This window comes from Mycolicibacterium sichuanense (genome assembly GCF_033741125.1).
Classification (GTDB): Bacteria; Actinomycetota; Actinomycetes; order Mycobacteriales; family Mycobacteriaceae; genus Mycobacterium.
The window spans coordinates 325,382-342,249 of record NZ_JAWQPU010000007.1 but is presented as its reverse complement, the minus strand read 5'-3'; the positions used below and the strand labels follow the sequence as shown (position 1 = coordinate 342,249).

Below are 16,868 nucleotides of genomic sequence, written 5' to 3'. Positions count from 1 at the left end.
AAATGAGGCTCAAGCGGCTCAAGCCACATTGCGCCAGTGCCCGCTCTCGGCGACCCGCTCGAAGACCGACTTCAGCGCCGCGAGGTAGCGCGCCACCGATTCCTGGGCCTCTGGATTGTCGGGGAACATCACCGCCACGGCGGTCTCGTTGGCCACCCGCATCACGTAGATGCTCAGCTGATAGGAGAACCGGCCGTCGCTGTAGATGCCGATGTTGAGGTCGCCGAGATCCGCGGTCAGCAGGACCGACAGCGGGGCGGTGCCCGCGTCGAGGAAGTTGACGACGGGGAAGTTGGGCCGCGGCTTGCGCAGGTGCGGGGCCAGTTCGAGGACGCGGGCGTAGGGCACCTCGGCCAGGCTGGTGCCGGTGTCGAACGACGTTTGCGCGGTGCGCGCGGCCTCGCCGAAGCTGGTGTCGGCGATCGGCACGGTGACGGGGATCAGCCCGGTGAACCAACCCTGCGTCGCCATGTCCGTCGGGGTGCGGCGGGTGTCCTTGGGGGTCAGCCCGTAATAGGTGTCGGCGCCGGTCAATTCGTGTTCGGCCAACGCCGTGCAGGCCAGCACGCCGCCGATGAAGCGCGCCCCGGCAGCGGTGCACGCGGACTCGAACCGCGCCGTCTGCTCCTCGTCGAGCATGGTGGCGGTGACGATGTCGGCGAGGTCGAGGACCGACGGGTCACCCAGCGGCAGCGGGAAGCCAGGCATGTCGCCGTCGTTGCCCTCGGCGAACTGGATCCACGACTTCACCTGCGGCGAATCGGCGGTCAGTGCCTCGGTGAACCGCAGCTGCTTACGGCAGAACTCGTCGTAGCTGCCCGCCTCGGGCAACGGGATCGGCGGGTGGCCGCCGACCAGCGCGAGGTACATCATGTGGAACTCGACCAGCGTGGTGCCGACGATCATCGCGTCGACGTGGACGTGGTCGATGCTGGCGAAGAACGTGAAGTGGTCCTCGCCCTGGACGATGCCGAACCGGAAGCAGTCCCACTGCAAGGGATCCGGGGTCTGCACCAGGATCTCCCTGGCCTGCTCGAGCGTCAGCTCGCCGTGGCGGACGGGCACGAACTCGATGTCGGCGGGATCGGCGATGGTGCGCCGCTCGATGGGGCCGTCACCGGAATAGGAGAACACGCTGCGGTAGGTGTCGTGGCGGCGCAGATGCGCGTTGATGACGTAGGTCATCGCACGCACGTCGCACCGGCCCGGTGCGTCGCAGCTGACGATCATCAGCCGCGAGTAGTCCAGCCCGACTGCCCGCTGGTCGTAGAAACCGCGGATGTGCTGTGCCTGCATGTAGCTGACGGGCACGTCGCTCGTGGGCGCCTCCGCCGCCGCGGCGAGCGCCGCGGGCGACGGCTGCCACGAGATGGCCGTACCGGCACTCGGCTCCCAGTCCGTGAGCGTCCCAACTTCCAACGGCCCTACCCGCAACGTTCCCTCCTCGGCTCGAACCATGACGTGCTCGCCGTCACGAGCTTGCCAGAGCAGCTTCCTTGGTCTCCAGCTGCTCACACAAGTGCTCCGCCAACCCGCGCACGGTCGTGATGTGGGTCGGCTGGATGCGGATGCCCGTCTCGGTCTCGATGCGGGTGCGCAGTTCCAGGTTGCCGAGCGAGTCCAGACCATAGTCCGATAGCGGACGGTCCGGGTCGATGCTGCGGCGCAGCAGCAGGCTGATCTGGTCGGACACCAAACGCCGGATGTGGCTGGGCCACTCCTCGCGGGGCAGAGCCTCCAGTTCGGCACGGAACTTGCCCGTGTCCTTCTGGCCGCCGCTCATCGACTGGAATCCCTCGGCGAACTTGCTGCGCTGGGCGAACGACGTCAGCCACGGTGTTCCCACCAGCGGCGCGTAGCCGCTGTAGGTCCGGTCGTGGCTCAGCAGGGCCACCATGGCGCGGGCGCCCTCCTCCGGGGTGATCGCGACACCGAAGTCCTCGGCGAAGGCGGTGGCACGGCCGACCTCGGCCCAGGCACCCCACGCGATCGCGGTGCCGGGGTAGCCCTGCGCGGCCCGCCAGCGGGCGAACGAGTCCAGCCAGCTGTTGGCCGCGGAGTACGCGCCCTGACCCGGCGAGCCCACCAGGGCCGCCGCCGAGGAGAACGCGCAGAACCAGTCCAGCGGCTGCGAGAGCTCCACCTTCTGCAGGGCCTGATGAAGGTTCCACGCGCCGTTGACCTTCGGCGTCCAGCACCGGTCGATCAGCTCGGAGCTGATGTTGGTCAGCGTGGCGTCCTCCACCACCGCGGCGGCGTGCAGCACACCGCGAACCGGCAACCCGGACTCGGTGGCGACGGCAACCAACCGGTCCGCCGTCCCCGCTTCCGCGACGTCGCCGAGTTCGACCTGGACGTCGGTGCCGGCCGCCCGGAGCCGGTCGATCGCCTCCTGCGCCTGCGCGCTCGGGGCCGAGCGGGCGTTCAGCACGATCCGTCCGGCGCCCGCCGCCGCCATCTCACCGGCGAGGAAGAGGCCGAGGCCGCCGAGACCACCGGTGACGATGTAGGCACCGTCGGGCCGGAACACCTTGACCTGCGCCGGCGGAACGACGGCGACGCTCTTGCCCTCGTGCGGGATGTCGAGCACCACCTTGCCGCTGTGGCCGGCGCCGCCGATCAGCCGCACGGCGGTTGCCGCGTCGGTCATCGGGTAGTGCGTGGTGGGCGGCATCGGCAGCACGCCCTCGGCGGTCTGCTGGTAGACGGTGCTGAGCAGCTGGCGCACCGTCTCCGGGTGGCTGTGCGTCATCAGCGCGAGGTCGACGGCGTACAGCGACAGGTTGCGCCGGAACGGGAAGAGCCCGAGGTGGGTGTCCCCGTAGATGTCGCGCTTGCCGATCTCGACGAACCGCCCACCGAACGCCAGCAGCTCCAGGCCCACCCGCTGCGCGGCGCCGGGCAGCGAGTTGAGCACGACGTCGACGCCGTAACCGTCGGTGTCGCGGCGGATCTCCTCGGCGAAGTCGATGCTGCGCGAGTCGTAGACGTGCTCGATTCCCATGTCCGTCAACAACTGTCGACGATGCGGGCTGCCCGCCGTGGCGAAGATCTCGCAGCCCGCGGCGCGCGCGATGGCGATGGCCGCCTGCCCGACGCCACCGGTACCGGAGTGGATCAGCACCTTGTCCGACGAGGAGATCCTGGCCAGGTCGTGCAGGCCGTACCAGGCCGTCGCCGACGCAGTCGGAATCGCTGCGGCCTCGGCCAGCGGGATCTCCGGCGGCAGGGTGATCGCCAGCCGGGCGTCACACGTGACGAACGTGCTCCAGCAGCCGTTGGGCGACATGCCGCCCACCCGGTCGCCTATCTGGTGACCGGTGACGTCTGGGCCGACCGCGGTGACCACGCCGGCGAAGTCGATGCCGAGCTGCTGCTGGTAACCCTCGAAGGTGGGGTACCGGCCGAAGGCCACCAGGACGTCGGCGAAGTTGATGCTCGACGCGCTGACCGCGACCTCGATCTCCCCCGGCCCCGGTGCCTTGCGGTCGAAGGCCGCCAGCTCCAGCGACTCCACGTCCCCGGGGTTGCGGATCTGCAGCCGCATGCCGTCGCGCTCGTGTTCGACGACCGTGGTGCGGCGCTCGGAGGCCCGCAGCGGGGCCGGGCGCAGTCGCGCCGTGTACCACTGGCCTTCCCGCCACGCGGTCTCGTCGTCCTCCGCGCCGCTGCGCAGCTGCTGGGCGACCAGGGCCGCCTCGGTGTCCGCGTCGACGTCGATCTGCGTGGCACTCAGGTGCGGGTGCTCGGAGTCGATGACCCGCATCAGACCGCGCAGGCCGCCCTGCTCCAGGTTCGCGACGTCGCCGTCGAGCACGGTGGCCGCGCCGCGGGTCACCACGTAGAGGCGGGGCGACTCACCCGGCAGTTCGGCGAGCTCGCGGGCAATCGCCACCACGTGGGCCACGTACTCGCGACCCAGCCGGGCCGTCGTGTCGTTGGCACCCCCGTCGGGGGCGTCGGTCACCACCACCACGCCGCCGAGGGACTTCAGCCCGTCCCCGGCGAGATGCCTTTGCAGCGTGGCTGTCTCGGTGACGGGATCGGCACCCAGCGGCCACGACATCGTCGCGCACGAGGCACCATCGACACCGAGCGCACCGGCCAGCTCGACGGCAAGCGGGTCGAGCGCGTCGGACGTGCCGAGCACCAGCCACGAACCGGGCTCGGCCTGTGCGCCGTCGGGCAACTCGGCCGGTTCCCATTCGATGGACAGCAGTCGCTCGTTGAGCAGACGGCCGGCATGCTCGCTCTCCGACGAACCTCCCGCAAGGCGCAGCCCCTCGACGGTCAGCAGCACCGTGCCGGACTCGTCGAGGATGTCCAGGTCGGCCTCGCACTCGCCCGGGCGCGACGACGTCACCCTGGTGACGCAGTAGTGGGCGTTGCGGGTGGGGTGATGGCAGCGCAGTCGCCGGACTCCGACCGGAAGCAGCAGGCCGCCACCACCGGCGGCCTGCACGTCGGGGTGCACCACGACCGACTGGAAGCAGGCGTCGAGCAGCGCCGGATGGGTGGCATACGCCGACTGCTGCGAGCGGATCAACCCGGGCAGCGCCACCTCGGCGAGCACCGTGGTCGCGTCACCGTCGGCGGTGTGCACCGCGGTGAGTCCGGAGAACGCCGGGCCGTACTGGATGCCGACACCGTCGAATGCCTTGCGCAGTTCCGAGCCGTCGATGTGCATCGAGTGCGTGGCCAGCAGCGCCGCCACGTCGTACGCCGGTGGCAGGATCGGGGTTTCGGCGAGGGCGTGCAACACCGCGCCGGCGCGCCTGATGCGATCGCCATCGGTGCGGGTATCCACGGTGAAGTCGAGGACGCCGGGAGCGACCATGGTGGCTCCCGCCGAGATGACGTTCTCCGCGTCGAGCAGCAGCGTCTGTTCGAAGCGGACGTCGCGCACCTCGGAGGCATGACCGAGGGCGGTGCGGGCGGCGGTGATCGCCATCTCGCAGTATGCCGCACCGGGAAGTGCTGCCACGCTGTGGATCTGGTGATCCTCCAACCACGGGTGGGCGGTCGTGCCCACCTCGCCCTGCCAGACGTGACGCTCGGGTTCCTCGAACAGGTGCACGTGCGCGCCGAGCAACGGATGCACGGCCTGCACCGAGGCACCGTGGGTCTGCTGATCGTGGCCGTCGCGGCTGAGCATCAGCTCGCGGTGGGTCCAGGTCGGCAGCGGGGCGTCCACCAGCTGGCCACCGGGATACATCGCGGCGAAGTCGACCGCGGCGCCCGCCGCGAACAGGTTCGCCAGGAAGCCGCGTAATCCGTTGGGGAGCTGCTGTTCTCGGCGCATGGCTGCCAGCGCCGCGATGGGCATGTCGAGGCTGCCGGCATTCTGCTGCACGGCGTGGGTCAGCAGCGGGTGCGGCGACAGCTCGGCGAAGACGCGGTACCCGTCGTTCAGCGCGGCCTGCACCGCGGCCCCGAACCGCACGGTGAACCTGAGGTTGTCGGCCCAGTAGTCGCCGTTGAAGGCCGGCCGGTCACGCGGATCCCACAGCGTCGCCGAGTAATACGGCACCTGCGGCTTGCGCGGTTCCAGGTCGGCCAGCACGTCGATGAGTTCGTCGAGGATCGGGTCGACCTGCGGCGAGTGCGACGCCACGTCGACCGCGACCTCGCGGGCCATCACCCCGTTGGCCTCCCAGTTCGCCACCAGATCGCGGACGGTCTGGGTGGCGCCGCCGACCACGGTCGACGTCGGCGAGGCGACCACCGAGATGACGACGTCACTGACTCCGCGGATGGAGAGTTCTGAAAGAACCTGCTGGGCAGGTAGTTCCACCGACGCCATGGCACCGGTGCCCGAGACCCGGTTCATCAGCTTGGAACGCCGGCAGATGACGCGCAGCCCGTCCTCCAGCGACAGCGCCCCCGCGACGACGGCCGCAGCGGCCTCACCGAGCGAGTGACCGATGACCGCGCCGGGAACGACGCCGTAGGACTTCATCGTCTCGGCGAGGGAGACCTGCATGGCGAACAGCGTGGGCTGCACCTTGTCGATGCCCGTGACGGTCTGCGGCGCCGAGATGGCCTCGGTGACCGAGAAACCCGACTCCGCGGCGATCACGGGCTCGAGCTTGGCGATGGTCGCCGCGAACACCGGTTCGGTGGCGAGCAGCTCGGTGCCCATCCGCGGCCATTGCGAACCCTGTCCGGAGAACACCCACACCGGGCCGCGGTCGTCCTGTCCGACGGCAGCCTCGATCGGCACGTCGCTGTCGGCGACGTCGCGCAGGGCGGCGGCGAGCTCGGCCGCCGAGCCCGCGGTGACGGCGGTGCGCACCGGCTTGTGGGCCCTCCGGCGCGACAACGTGTAGCCAAGGTCGGCCAGCGGGACGTCGGCCTGCTCGTCGACCCACTCGGCGAGGCGACCCGCGGTGACGCGCAGCTGCTCGGCGGAGGTCGCCGAGAGCGGAAACAGTCTCGGCTCGGCGTCCTTCGGAGCCGACGCAACCGGTTCGTCACCGCGTGCGGGGGCCTGCTCGAGCACGGCGTGTGCGTTGGTGCCCGACATCCCGTACGACGAGACGGCCGCCCGGCGCGGGCGGGTGTCGTCATGGGGCCACGGCGTGACGGTCTGCGGCACGAACAGGCCGGTCTCGATCGCGGCGATCTCGTCGGGCAACCGGTTGAAGTGCAGGTTCTGCGGCACGACGCCGTGCTGCAGCGCGAGGACGGCCTTCATCATGCCCAGCGGGCCCGACGTCGACTGCAGGTGACCGAAGTTGGTCTTCGCCGAGCCGAGCGCGGTGGGCCCGCCGGTGCCGTAAACCGCTGCGAGACTGGCATATTCGATCGGATCGCCGACGGGGGTTCCCGTGCCGTGCGCCTCGACGAAACCGACGGTCGCGGGGTCGATGCCGCCGGCGGCCAGCGCCGCCCGGTACACCTCGACCTGGGCGTCCTCGGACGGCGTCGCGATGTTCGGGGTCCGACCGTCCTGATTGGCCGCCGTGCCCTGGACCACGGCCAGGATCCGGTCACCGTCGCGCTGCGCGTCGGCCAGCCGCTTGAGGACGAACATGACGACGCCCTCGCCGGAGACGAATCCGTCGGCCTCGACGTCGAAGGTGTGGCAGCGGCCGCTGGGCGACAGCATGCCCTGCAGGGATCCCGCGATCGACTTGCGCGGCTCGAGGGCCACCGCGACGCCACCGGCGGCGGCCAGGTCGCTCTCACCGTCGTGCAGGCTGCGGCAGGCCAGATGGATGGCCATCAGGCCGGACGAGCACGCCGTATCCACCGTCAGGGCGGGGCCGTGCAGGCCGAGGGCATAGGACACCCGGCCCGACGCGAAGCTGTTGCTGGTGCCGCTGAAGCCGTAGGGGCCCTCGGCGGCGCCGATGTCGGCGGACAGCAGTTCGTAGTCGCCGTGTGTCAGCCCGACGAACACCCCGGTCTGGGTGTTCGCCAGCGTCGACGGGTCCAGCCCGGCGTGTTCGAAGGCGTCCCACGACGTCTCCAGAAGCAACCGGTGCTGCGGGTCGACGGCCGTCGCCTCGCGTTCGGTCATGCCGAAGAAGTCGCAGTCGAAGCCGCCGACGTCGTCGAGGAAGGCACCCCAGCGCGTGATCGAGCGACCGGGCACCCCTGGCTCGGGGTCGTAGTACGCGTCGGCGTCCCACCGGTCCGCGGGGATCTCGCCGACCAGGTCGTCGCCGCGAAGCAACGCCTCCCACAGCAACCGCGGTGAGTCGATCCCGCCTGGCAGTCGGCAGGCCATGCCGATGACGGCAACCGGTGTGGCAGTGGCGTCGCGCAAAGTGCGTTCTCCCTGTTCTCGCCCCACGACGTGAGGCCGCTCGAATGCCACGCGAAGGTCCTGACGGCCTCGGCGTGGAGGCACTCACCGGTGCCGCACTGCCCCGGGCTCGGAATTCGTCGACGTGCAGCGGTAGCTTAGCGATTCGATCTTACGGTGCCGCGCGAATCATGGCCCGGTCAAGCGTGCTGCGAAGACCCAGGCGCCCACGGCTTTTGAGCCGTTTGCACGTCACCCGAAAGCAGCTGGTAGTTCCAGTACGACACGCTGTCAGCGGGACAGCTCACTTTGCCGTCGGCGCGAAGAACGGTGGCGTGCACGAGGTACCCGTCGAGCCCCCTAGGGCGCGTTCGACGGTGGTTGGGACGGGCGCCGGCCACGACCCCGTAGAACGCACGCCGACGGGCGTGCTGGAGCCACTCGTGTCAGACATCACATCGCAGGAAACGCGCAGCTCAGCGCGGGTTTTGCCGTTCGGCGACCGGCCCGATCAACCGCCGGGTTGGTTAGCCAGCAGAAATTTGCTCGACACTGCTTTGCGATCAAGTTACCAGCCGGTATAGTTAACCGCAGTTACTGGTGGGTAACTTAGCCCGAGTACCCAACCGCAGACGGCATTCTCATCGAGGAGGACACGTGAGCCATTACAAGAGCAACGTCCGTGACCAGGCGTTCAACCTGTTCGAGGTCTTGGGAGTAGACAAGGTCCTCGGGGAGGGCAAGTACAGCGACCTGGACGTCGACACCGCTCGCGAGATGCTCGAGGAGATGGCCCGGCTGGCCGAGGGACCGATCGCCGAATCGTTCGCCGACTCGGACCGCCATCCCCCCACCTTCGATCCCGAGACCTACACCGTCACCCTGCCCGAGGGCTTCAAGAAGTCCGTGCGGGCCATGCACGAGGGTGGCTGGGACCGCGTCGGCCTCGACGAGGAACTCGACGGCGTGCCCGCTCCCAAGGTGCTGACCTGGGCGCTGCACGAGCACGTCCTCGGCGCCAACCCCGCGGTTTGGATGTACGGCGGCGGCGCTGGATTCGCCAACATCTTCTACGACCAGGCCACCGAAGAGCAGAAGAAGTGGGCCAAGATCGCCGCCGATCGCGGCTGGGGCTCCACCATGGTGCTCACCGAGCCCGACGCCGGATCCGACGTCGGCGCGGGCCGCACCAAGGCCGTCCAGCAGCCCGACGGCTCCTGGCACATCGAGGGCGTGAAGCGCTTCATCACCTCCGGTGACTCGGGCGACCTCTTCGAGAACATCTTCCACCTGGTGCTGGCTCGCCCCGAGGGCGCAGGCCCCGGCACCAAGGGCCTCTCGCTGTTCTTCGTGCCCAAGTTCCTCTTCGACTTCGAGACCGGTGAGCTGGGCGAGCGCAACGGCGTCTACGTCACCAACCTCGAGCACAAGATGGGCCTGAAGGTCTCCGCGACCTGCGAGCTCTCGCTCGGCCAGCACGACAAGCCCGCCAAGGGTTGGCTCGTCGGCGAGGTCCACAACGGCATTGCCCAGATGTTCGACGTCATCGAGCAGGCCCGCATGATGGTCGGCACCAAGGCCATCGCCACCCTGTCGACGGGTTACCTCAACGCCCTCGAGTACGCCAAGAGCCGCGTTCAGGGTGCCGACCTGACCCAGATGACCGACAAGACCGCGCCGCGGGTGACCATCACGCACCACCCGGACGTGCGTCGTTCGCTGATGACCCAGAAGGCCTACGCCGAGGCCCTGCGCGCGCTGTACCTCTACACCGCGACGTTCCAGGACGCCGAGGTCGCCAAGGCCGTGCACGGCATCGACGCCGACCTGGCGCTGAAGGTCAACGACCTGCTCCTGCCGGTCGTCAAGGGCGTCGGCTCCGAGCAGGCCTACGCCAAGCTCACCGAGAGCCTGCAGACCTTCGGTGGCTCCGGCTTCCTGCAGGACTACCCGATCGAGCAGTACATCCGCGATGCCAAGATCGACTCGCTGTACGAGGGCACCACCGCCATCCAGGCGCAGGACTTCTTCTTCCGCAAGATCGTCCGCGACAAGGGTGTGGCGCTGGGCTACGTCGCCAATGAGATCGAGCAGTTCGTCAAGAACGAGGCGGGCAACGGCCGGCTCAAGGCCGAGCGCGAACTGCTGGCCACCGCGCTGGCCGACGTGCAGGGCATGGCCGCCACGCTGACCGGCTACCTGATGTCGGCGCAGGAGGACTCCAAGAACATCTACAAGGTGGGCCTTGGCTCCGTGCGCTTCCTGATGAGCGTCGGCGACCTGGTGCTCGGCTGGTTGCTGCAGCGCCAGGCCGCAGTGGCCATCGCCGCGCTGGACGCCGGTGCCACCGGTGCCGACAAGTCCTTCTACGAGGGCAAGATCGCGGTTGCGTCGTTCTTCTCGAAGAACTTCCTGCCGCTGCTCACCAGCACGCGTCTGGTCATCGACACGATCGACAACGACGTGATGGAGCTGGACGAAGCCGCCTTCTAGGGACCACCTGCACGACGCTTCACGCTCGAGGCCCCCGCTACGGCGGGGGTCTCCTGCGTTTGCAGACCCGAACCCCGGACTTTGGCAGACGTTCAGGTTTCATTGCCACCATGTAAACGTGAACTACTTGGCCGCCGACGATGCGCCCGCGCAGTACCGCCACGGCTTGTCCCTTCTGCACGGCTGGCTGCCGCTGACCCTGCAGATCGTCGCGATCGTGGTCCTGGCGCTGGCGCTCGGCTGGCGGAACCGGCGCTGGCGCCTGGTGTGGCTGCCGGTGTCGGTCGCGGTGGGCCTGGCCGTTGCGGCGTGGGCCCACTGGTACGTCGACTCGCAGGGGTTGGCTGGCGACCCCGCCCCCGACTCACTCTGGATCTGGACCGGAATCAGCGGGTTCGCGATCAGCGCCCTGATCCTCGGGTGGCGCGGCATCAAGTGGCGGCGGGTCGCCGCGGTGGCCGCCGTCCCGCTGTGCCTGCTCGGCACGGGCCTGGCGCTCAACAGCTGGGTGGGCTACTTCCCGACCGTTCAGATCGCGTGGAACCAGCTCACCGCGGGGCCGTTGCCGGACGAGACGGACGCCGCGACCGTGGCGGCGCTGCAGAAGGCCGGCACGGTGCAGAACCACGGCAGCGTCGTCCCGGTGGACATCCCCTCCACCGCGTCCGGGTTCAAGCACCGCCAGGAGCTCGTCTACCTACCGCCGCGGTGGTTTGCCTCCAACCCGCCGCCCAAGCTGCCCGTCGTGATGATGATCGGCGGTGAATTCAACACCCCCGCGGACTGGCTGCGTACGGGCAACGCCGCCGCCATCGTCGACACCTTCGCCAACGCACATGGCGGCAACGCGCCCGTGCTGGTCTTCGTCGACTCCGGCGGATCCTTCAACAACGACACCGAGTGCGTCGACGGCGTCCGCGGCAACGTGGCGGACCATCTGACCAAGGACGTGGTGCCCTTCGTGAACGCCACCTACGGCACCAGCACCGCCGGCGCCGACTGGGGTGTCGTCGGCTGGTCGATGGGCGGGACGTGCGCGGTCGACCTCGCCGTCATGCATCCCGAGCTGTTCAGCAGTTTCGTCGACATCGCCGGCGACACGGGCCCCAACGCCGGCACCAAGGACCAGACCATCGCCCGGCTCTACGGGGGCGACGCCGCCGCCTGGGCCCGGTTCGACCCCACCACCGTCATCGCCAAGCACGGCCCCTATCAGGGCGTTTCGGGGTGGTTCGCGATCTCGACGGACAAGCCCAAGCCGCGGCCGGCCGGAATGAACCCCGGTGCCGACGCGGTCGGTCTCGGCGGCCGCGACGCCAACGGCATGCAGAGCGACCAGACCGAAGCCGCGAACGCGCTGTGCGGGCTGGGCAGGGCCAACGGCATCACGTGCTCGGTGGTGCCCACCACCGGCCGGCACGACTGGCCTCTGGCGACCAACGTGTTCACCGCCGCGCTGCCGTGGCTGGCCGGGGCGATCCACACGCCTGGCGTACCCGCGATCCCGCTGCCGACGGGGGCCCCGGTGCCGGCACCGCCGCCGGCCCCGCAGGGACGCTGATCAGGCGTCGAGTTCACGCAGTAGGGCGCGGGTGCGGGCCCGTCCCTCCGACGAGTTGTCGAACGTCGCACCGACGTACTCGTCGACGCCTGCCGCACCCAGCTCGGACAGCCGGTCGCGCACCGTCACCTCGTCACCGATGATCGCGGCGTCCTCCGGGCCCGCGTACCCCTCGCGGTCGAGCATCGCCCGGTACGACGGCAGGGTTCCGTACACCGCGAACTGCTCGGCAGCTCGCTTGCGCGCGCCATCGACGTCGTCGGTGACGCTGATCGGCAGGGCCGCCACTACCCGGACCGCATCCGCGGGTCGGCCCGCGTCGGCGGCGGCCTGGCGCAGCGTCGGGACCACGTGCCCGGCGAGTGTCTTGGGTCCCGTCATCCAGGTGCAGGTTCCCGACGTGCGGCGGCCCGCGATCCTCAGCAGCTGCGGGCCCAGCGCGGCGACGTAGACGTCGGGCCGCGGAGCCCCCGCGATCATCAGGGCGCCTTGCGTGCTGACGATCTCGCCCGTCGCGTTGGCGGACTCACCGGCCAGCAGAGGCAGCAGCCCGTCGAGGAACTCGTTGAGCCGGCGAACCGGTCGGTCCCACGGAATGCCCCACATGCCCTCGGTGACCGCGGCATGGGTCATGCCAAGACCGAGCAGGAAGCGACCTCCGGAGATCAGGCTCAGGGTCAGCGCGCGCTGGGCCAGTTGCATCGGATGCTGGTTCTGGATGGGCACCACGCCCGAGGCCACTTCGATGTCACCGACCTCGTGCAGGGCCACCGCCAGGATCTCGAGAAGGTCCGGCTCGTAGGGCAGCTGGCTCATCCAGAGCCGGCGGAAGCCCTCTTCGCGCAGCTGCGCGAGGTTGGCCACGGTGGCGTCGACGGGATTGCCAACACCCGGGCCGCTGAGTTGACCGAACATGCTCATCTGCATGGCTACATCGAAGCACGGGGGCGTGCTGTGTAATGACGAACCATGACCACCGAGGCGGCGCGCCTGCAGAACTTCGGCCCCAACTGGTTCGCGTCGGTGATGGGCACCGGAATCGTGGCGACGGCCGGGGCGACGCTGCCGATCCGGGTACCGGGCCTGCACGTGTTCTCCCGCGTGGTGTGGGTGGTCGCCGCCGTCTTGCTGGTGGTGCTGCTGATCGCCGTCACCGCGCAGTGGTTCCGACACCCGACCGTGGCGCGTGGGCACTCCCGCAACCCGCAGATGGCGCACTTCTACGGCGCCGCGCCGATGGCGCTGCTGACCGTGGGTTCCGGAGCGATCCTGGTGGGCCGCGACCTCGTCGGCCTACGGCTGGCGGTGGATCTGGACTGGGTGCTGTGGACGGCGGGCACGGCCGGCGGCCTCTTCACCGCGGTGAGCATCCCGTACCTGATGTTCACCCAGTTCGACGTCGAGCCCGACGCGGCGTTCGGCGGCTGGCTGATGCCGGTGGTGCCGCCAATGGTCTCGGCGGCCAGCGGTGCGCTGCTCATTCCCCACATGGCACCCGGCACCGGCCGTACGACCATGCTCTACGGCTGCTGGGCGATGTTCGGTCTGTCGTTGCTGGCGGCGCTGATCATCATCAGCATGATCTGGAGCCGGCTCGCCCTCTACGGCACGTCCGGCACGGCCAGGGTGCCGACGCTGTGGATCGTGCTGGGTCCGCTCGGGCAGGGCATCACGGCGGCCGGGCTGCTCGGAACGGCTGCCGCGCTCGCCGTGCCCGCCGAGCTGGCCAGCGGGATGAACGTCTTCGCCGTGCTGTTCGGCGTCCCGGTGTGGGGCTTCGCGGTGCTGTGGATCGTGCTGGCCACCGAGCTGACCGTGCGCACGCTGCGCCGCGGCATGCCGTTCGCGCTCACCTGGTGGAGCCTGACCTTCCCCGTCGGCACGTTCGTCACCGGCACCACGCAGTTGGCGGTGCACACCGGCCTGCCCGCGTTCCGGGTGGCCGCCGGCATCGCGTATGCGGGCCTGCTGTGCACGTGGGGGCTGGTGGCCGTGCGGACCGCGCGCGGCAGCGTGGGCGGCAGCCTGTTCGTACCGGCGCCGAACGCCGGCCCGGTCAGGGCGCACAAGGATCCGCCAACGTAGAGAGCCCCGTGTTGCCGTCGGGTCGGGGGGTCAGACGGCAACACGGAGCCATCACGTACATCGGCGCCCGCTCCCGCAGCGTTACAGCCGTGCCGAAGACCTTCCCTAGGCCTCCAGGATCGCGGTGACGCCCTGGCCGCCTGCGGCACAGATCGAGATCAGGCCGCGAACCGGCTGACCCGTCTGCTTCTTCTTCTCGGCGAGCTGCTTGGCCAGCTGGGCGACGATGCGGCCACCGGTCGCCGCGAACGGGTGACCCGCGGCCAGCGAGGATCCGTTGACGTTCAGCTTCGACCGGTCGATGCTGCCGAGCGCGGCATCCAGGCCGAGGCGCTCCTTGCAGTACTCGTCGGACTCCCAGGCCGCCAGCGTGGCCAGCACGACGGACGCGAACGCCTCGTGGATCTCGTAGAAGTCGAAGTCCTGCAGGGTCAGCCCGTTGCGGGCCAGCAGTCGCGGCACCGCGTAGGTGGGCGCCATCAGCAGGCCATCCGGGCCGTTGACGTAATCGACCGCAGCGGTCTCGCCATCGACGAAGTACGCGAGCACCGGAAGGCTGCGCTCGGCGGCCCACTCCTCGGAGGCCAGCAGTGCCACCGAGGCGCCGTCGGTCAGTGGCGTCGAGTTGCCCGCGGTCATGGTCGCGTCGCCGTTCTTGACACCGAACACCGGCTTGAGCTTGGCCAGCTTCTCCGCCGTCGAATCGGCCCGCAGGTTGTTGTCGCGGTAGAGGCCAAGGAAGGGTGTGACGAGGTCGTCGAAGAAGCCGCGATCGTAGGCGGCGGCCATGTTCTGGTGGCTGGCCGCGGCGAGCGCATCCTGGTCGACGCGCTTGACGCCCATCTGCTTGGCGGTGACGGCGGCGTGCTCACCCATCGACATCCCGGTGCGGGGTTCGCCGTTGGTGGGAATCTCGATGCCGATGGCGGCGGGCAGCGAACCGACCAGCTTGAGGCGGTCGACGTTGGACTTGGCCCGGCGCAGGCTGAGCAGCACCCGGCGCAGGTCGTTGCCCAGGGCGATCGGGGCGTCGGAGGTGGTGTCGACGCCGCCGGCGATGCCCGAGTCGTACTGGCCCAGCGCGATGCCGTTGGCCACCGCGATGGTGGACTGCAGCCCGGTCCCGCAGGCCTGCTGCAGGTCGTAGGCCGGGGTGTAGGGCGAAAGCGCGCTGCCGAGCACGCACTCGCGCATCAGGTTGAAGTCGCGGCTGTGCTTGAGCACGGCGCCGCCGACGACGGCGCCAAGCCGCTCGCCTTCGAGGTGGAACCGGTCGATCAGGCCGCCGAGCGCCGCCGTGAACATGTCCTGGTTGGACGCGTTGGCGTAGGCGCCGTCCGACCGTGCGAAGGGGATCCTGTTGCCGCCGAGGATGGCTACCCGGCGCTGCACCTTGTCCGGGGTCTTGCTGGAAGGCTCCGGGTTCTTGCTGGAAGGCTGAGTGTCGGCCACGTTCATCTCCGTTGCGTCATTGCGGTTCAGGTGTCGAGGGTCATACTACCCAGCGTTCTTACTCTGGAGTAAGTTCGTGATCGATACGACAGCGCTGGGTACTCCCCAGTCTGTTCGATACCCGTTTCTCCTGGAAAGGCAGCGCAGTGGCTTCCGACCTGTTCTCGCAAGTGGTCAACTCCGGTCCGGGGTCCTTCCTGGCCAAGCAACTCGGCGTACCGCAGCCCGAGACCCTGCGGCGCTACCGGGCTGGGGAACCGGCCCTGGCGGGCCCCCTGCTCATCGGCGGTGCGGGCCGCGTCGCCGACCCGCTGCGCACCGCGCTGGCCGAGGACTACGACCTGGTCGGTGACAACCTCGGCGGCCGCTGGGCCGACTCGTTCGGCGGCCTGCTGTTCGACGCCACCGGCATCACCACGCCCGAGGACCTCAAGCAGCTGCGCGACTTCTTCACCCCGCTGCTGCGCAACCTCGGCTCCTCGGGTCGCATCGTCGTCGTCGGAACCACCCCGGACCAGACCAGCAGCGTCGACGAGCGTATCTCGCAGCGCGCACTGGAGGGCTTCACCCGCTCGCTGGGCAAGGAGTTGCAGCGCGGCGCCACCATCGGGCTGGTCTACCTGTCACCCGACGCCAAGCCCGGGGTCACCGGCCTGGAGTCGACGGTGCGCTTCCTGCTGTCGGCCAAGTCCGCCTACGTCGACGCGCAGGTGTTCTACGTCGACGCGCAGGACTCCGTGCCGCCCGCCGACTGGGACAAGCCGCTCGACGGCAAGGTCGCCCTGGTGACCGGAGCCGCTCGCGGCATCGGTGCCGAGATCGCCAAGGTGTTCGCCCGCGACGGCGCCAAGGTCGTCGCGATCGACGTCGAGGGGGCAGCCGAGGCACTTGCCGAGACGGCGACGAAGGTCGGCGGCACCGCCCTGGCACTGGACGTCACCGCCGCTGATGCGGTCGACCGCATCACCGAGCACCTGCGCGAGCACTACGCGGACGTCAACGGGGGCAAGGCCGACGTGCTGGTCAACAACGCGGGCATCACCCGCGACAAACTGCTGGCCAACATGGACGAGAACCGCTGGGACTCCGTCATCGCAGTGAATCTGCTTGCCCCGCAACGGCTTGCGCAGGGCCTGGTGGACAACGGCACCATCGGCGACGGTGGGCGCATCATCGGCCTTTCCTCGATGGCCGGCATCGCGGGCAACCGGGGGCAGACCAACTACGCCGCCACCAAGGCCGGCATGATCGGCATGACGCAGGCCCTGGCCCCGGTCTTCGGGGAGAAGGGCATCACGATCAACGCCGTCGCACCGGGGTTCATCGAGACCAAGATGACCGAAGCCATTCCGCTGGCCACCCGCGAGGTGGGTCGCCGGCTCAACTCCCTCTTTCAGGGCGGCCAGCCCGTCGACGTCGCCGAGGCCATCGCGTACTTCGCCAGTCCGGCGAGCAATGCCGTGACCGGCAACACCATCCGGGTGTGCGGCCAGGCCATGTTGGGGGCGTGAGCAGGTGACGCAA

At 69.5% G+C, this 16,868-nt stretch carries 8 protein-coding genes; 4 read left to right on the top strand and 4 right to left on the bottom strand.

From position 1 onward, the window contains the following. Positions 1-18: 18 nt before the first annotated feature. Both SBI80_RS22190 and pks2 read right to left on the bottom strand, forming a co-directional pair. Positions 19-1,434 (bottom strand): condensation domain-containing protein, encoded by a 1,416-nt coding sequence (locus SBI80_RS22190; protein ID WP_318977040.1) that lies wholly within the window; start codon positions 1,432-1,434, stop codon positions 19-21. A 37-nt stretch (positions 1,435-1,471) separates the two neighbouring features. Next, positions 1,472-7,774 carry a sulfolipid-1 biosynthesis phthioceranic/hydroxyphthioceranic acid synthase gene (gene pks2 / locus SBI80_RS22185; RefSeq protein ID WP_318976981.1) on the bottom strand — a complete coding sequence of 2,101 codons (6,303 nt, stop codon included), beginning with the start codon at positions 7,772-7,774 and terminating at the stop codon, positions 1,472-1,474. A gap of 636 nt (positions 7,775-8,410) precedes the next feature. Here pks2 and SBI80_RS22180 point away from each other — a divergent pair. Continuing rightward, positions 8,411-10,246, top strand: coding sequence for an acyl-CoA dehydrogenase (locus SBI80_RS22180; protein ID WP_318976980.1), 1,836 nt, complete (start codon positions 8,411-8,413; stop codon positions 10,244-10,246). Between the two features lie 118 nt (positions 10,247-10,364). Beyond that, the gene (locus SBI80_RS22175; RefSeq protein WP_318976979.1) at positions 10,365-11,807 is read left to right on the top strand and encodes an alpha/beta hydrolase; all 1,443 of its coding nucleotides are present in this window, start codon (positions 10,365-10,367) and stop codon (positions 11,805-11,807) included. Here SBI80_RS22175 and SBI80_RS22170 read toward each other — a convergent pair whose 3' ends face one another. After that, the gene (locus tag SBI80_RS22170) at positions 11,808-12,734 is read right to left on the bottom strand and encodes a TIGR03564 family F420-dependent LLM class oxidoreductase (RefSeq protein ID WP_318976978.1); all 927 of its coding nucleotides are present in this window, start codon (positions 12,732-12,734) and stop codon (positions 11,808-11,810) included. It lies immediately after the preceding gene. 42 nt (positions 12,735-12,776) lie between these two features. Between SBI80_RS22170 and SBI80_RS22165 the strand changes: the two genes are divergently transcribed. Further along, a complete protein-coding gene (locus SBI80_RS22165) occupies positions 12,777-13,892 on the top strand; it encodes a TDT family transporter (protein ID WP_318976976.1) in 1,116 nt (371 codons plus the stop codon). Between the two features lie 105 nt (positions 13,893-13,997). Here the strand turns inward: SBI80_RS22165 and SBI80_RS22160 are convergent, their stop codons facing one another. Further along, a complete protein-coding gene (locus SBI80_RS22160) occupies positions 13,998-15,284 on the bottom strand; it encodes an acetyl-CoA C-acetyltransferase (RefSeq protein ID WP_318977039.1) in 1,287 nt (428 codons plus the stop codon). 206 nt (positions 15,285-15,490) lie between these two features. Here SBI80_RS22160 and SBI80_RS22155 point away from each other — a divergent pair, with 206 nt between their 5' ends. Beyond that, positions 15,491-16,855: a 3-oxoacyl-ACP reductase gene (locus tag SBI80_RS22155; protein ID WP_318976975.1), complete on the top strand. Its 1,365-nt coding sequence runs from the start codon at positions 15,491-15,493 to the stop codon at positions 16,853-16,855. Positions 16,856-16,868 lie beyond the last annotated feature (13 nt).

Coding starts and splice junctions, on each gene's coding strand:
- SBI80_RS22170 (WP_318976978.1), bottom strand. CDS start 12,734: ATGCAGATGAGCATGTTCGGTCAACTCAGCGGCCCGGGTGTTGGCAAT.
- SBI80_RS22165 (WP_318976976.1), top strand. CDS start 12,777: ATGACCACCGAGGCGGCGCGCCTGCAGAACTTCGGCCCCAACTGGTTC.